This window comes from Exobacillus caeni (assembly GCF_005747095.1).
GTDB lineage: Bacteria > Bacillota > Bacilli > Bacillales > Guptibacillaceae > Exobacillus > Exobacillus caeni.
The window spans coordinates 1-1,604 of record NZ_SWLG01000047.1 but is presented as its reverse complement, the minus strand read 5'-3'; the positions used below and the strand labels follow the sequence as shown (position 1 = coordinate 1,604).

Genomic DNA, 1,604 nt, shown 5'->3' with positions numbered 1-1,604 from the left:
AAGATCAGGGAGCAAGCTCCCATCTCTTCGCTCGACTTGCATGTATTAGGCACGCCGCCAGCGTTCGTCCTGAGCCAGGATCAAACTCTCCGATAAAAGATAAGTTCAATCTAGCTTGCTTTAAAGCTTAATTCGCTTGGCGTTTTGTTCAGTTTTCAAAGAACTACGACGCACAGGATGTGATGGCCTTCAGCCAGTAATCCTTTATGCGGTTGTCGTTTTCAGCGACAAGATTAAGTATATCATCTCATTTCGCAGAAGTCAACAACTTTTTCACACTTTCAGTTTACTTCTTCAAGACAGCAACTTTAAAAGTATACCGCATTTAGTGAAGAGAGTCAACCAAAACTTCGAAAAAATGGTGGAGCCTAGCGGGATCGAACCGCTGACCTCCTGCGTGCAAAGCAGGCGCTCTCCCAGCTGAGCTAAGGCCCCATAAATAACTAAAGTGGTCGGGAAGACAGGATTTGAACCTGCGACCCCTTGGTCCCAAACCAAGTGCTCTGCCAAGCTGAGCTACTTCCCGTTAAAAATGGCGCGCCCGAGAGGAGTCGAACCCCTAACCTTCTGATCCGTAGTCAGACGCTCTATCCAATTGAGCTACGGGCGCTTTATAGATGATTGGTGCCGGAGGCCGGACTCGAACCGGCACGGAGGTACACCCTCCGCAGGATTTTAAGTCCTGTGCGTCTGCCAATTCCGCCACTCCGGCAGGACTTATTCGTAATTTAAATTGGAGCGGAAGACGGGATTTGAACCCGCGACCCCCACCTTGGCAAGGTGGTGTTCTACCACTGAACTACTTCCGCGAATTGGTGCGGGTGAAGGGACTTGAACCCCCACGTCGTAAAGACACTAGATCCTAAGTCTAGCGCGTCTGCCAATTCCGCCACACCCGCATAAAAATGGTGAGCCATGGAGGATTCGAACCTCCGACCCTCTGATTAAAAGTCAGATGCTCTGCCAGCTGAGCTAATGGCTCTTGATGTTTAGTTGAAGCTTATTCAGTTTCCATGTCCCTTCCTCTTCCAAAATTACTGCCGAAGTAGTCTGGATCGGGACAAGCGTAGCATTGCTCTTTACTCTGCCAGTTGAGCTAACGGTTTTAAAAGTGGTGCCGGCCAGAGGACTTGAACCCCCAACCTACTGATTACAAGTCAGTTGCTCTACCAATTGAGCTAGGCCGGCGAAGATTATGAAGTTAAATCATTTTTGTTGTCTCTTCCTCTACAAGCTTAGCTTTGTAGCTATCTGCGTCAAGACAAGTCGCAGATTAATCGGCGCGGTTATGCTCCTTGCTCTACCAATTGAGCTAGGCCGGCGAAGTATTATGAAGTAAAATCAATAATTTGTCCTCAGCTTGTCTGTGAGCTGCGGCTAGACTGGCATAAAAATGACGTACCCTTTGGGTACAAAAAAAATAATATGGTGGAGGATGACGGGCTCGAACCGCCGACCCCCTGCTTGTAAGGCAGATGCTCTCCCAGCTGAGCTAATCCTCCACTATCTAAGCCCGGCGATGTCCTACTCTTACAGGGGGAGATCCCCCAATTACCATCGGCGCTGAAGAGCTTAACTTCCGTGTTCGGCATGGGAACGGGTGT

The 1,604-nt window shown here is 49.1% G+C and carries 9 tRNA genes and 2 rRNA genes; all 11 read right to left on the bottom strand.

The features are described 5' to 3' along the window. Nucleotides 1-96 (bottom strand): 16S ribosomal RNA (locus FCL54_RS23580); the annotation flags it as partial. 263 nt (nt 97-359) lie between these two features. Further along, nucleotides 360-435: transfer RNA gene (locus FCL54_RS23575), tRNA-Ala, on the bottom strand. Nucleotides 436-449: 14 nt separating this feature from the next. After that, nucleotides 450-526, bottom strand: a tRNA-Pro gene (locus FCL54_RS23570). A gap of 7 nt (nt 527-533) precedes the next feature. Further along, nucleotides 534-610: transfer RNA gene (locus FCL54_RS23565), tRNA-Arg, on the bottom strand. A gap of 12 nt (nt 611-622) precedes the next feature. Next, nucleotides 623-712 (bottom strand) — tRNA-Leu (locus tag FCL54_RS23560). Between the two features lie 22 nt (nt 713-734). After that, nucleotides 735-809 (bottom strand) — tRNA-Gly (locus tag FCL54_RS23555). A 4-nt stretch (nt 810-813) separates the two neighbouring features. Beyond that, nucleotides 814-899, bottom strand: a tRNA-Leu gene (locus FCL54_RS23550). Nucleotides 900-906: 7 nt separating this feature from the next. Further along, a tRNA-Lys gene (locus tag FCL54_RS23545) sits at nt 907-982 on the bottom strand. Nucleotides 983-1,112: 130 nt separating this feature from the next. Further along, a tRNA-Thr gene (locus FCL54_RS23540) sits at nt 1,113-1,188 on the bottom strand. A gap of 238 nt (nt 1,189-1,426) precedes the next feature. Next, nucleotides 1,427-1,502: transfer RNA gene (locus tag FCL54_RS23535), tRNA-Val, on the bottom strand. Nucleotides 1,503-1,511: 9 nt separating this feature from the next. Next, a 5S ribosomal RNA gene (gene rrf, locus FCL54_RS23530) occupies nt 1,512-1,604 on the bottom strand; the annotation flags it as partial.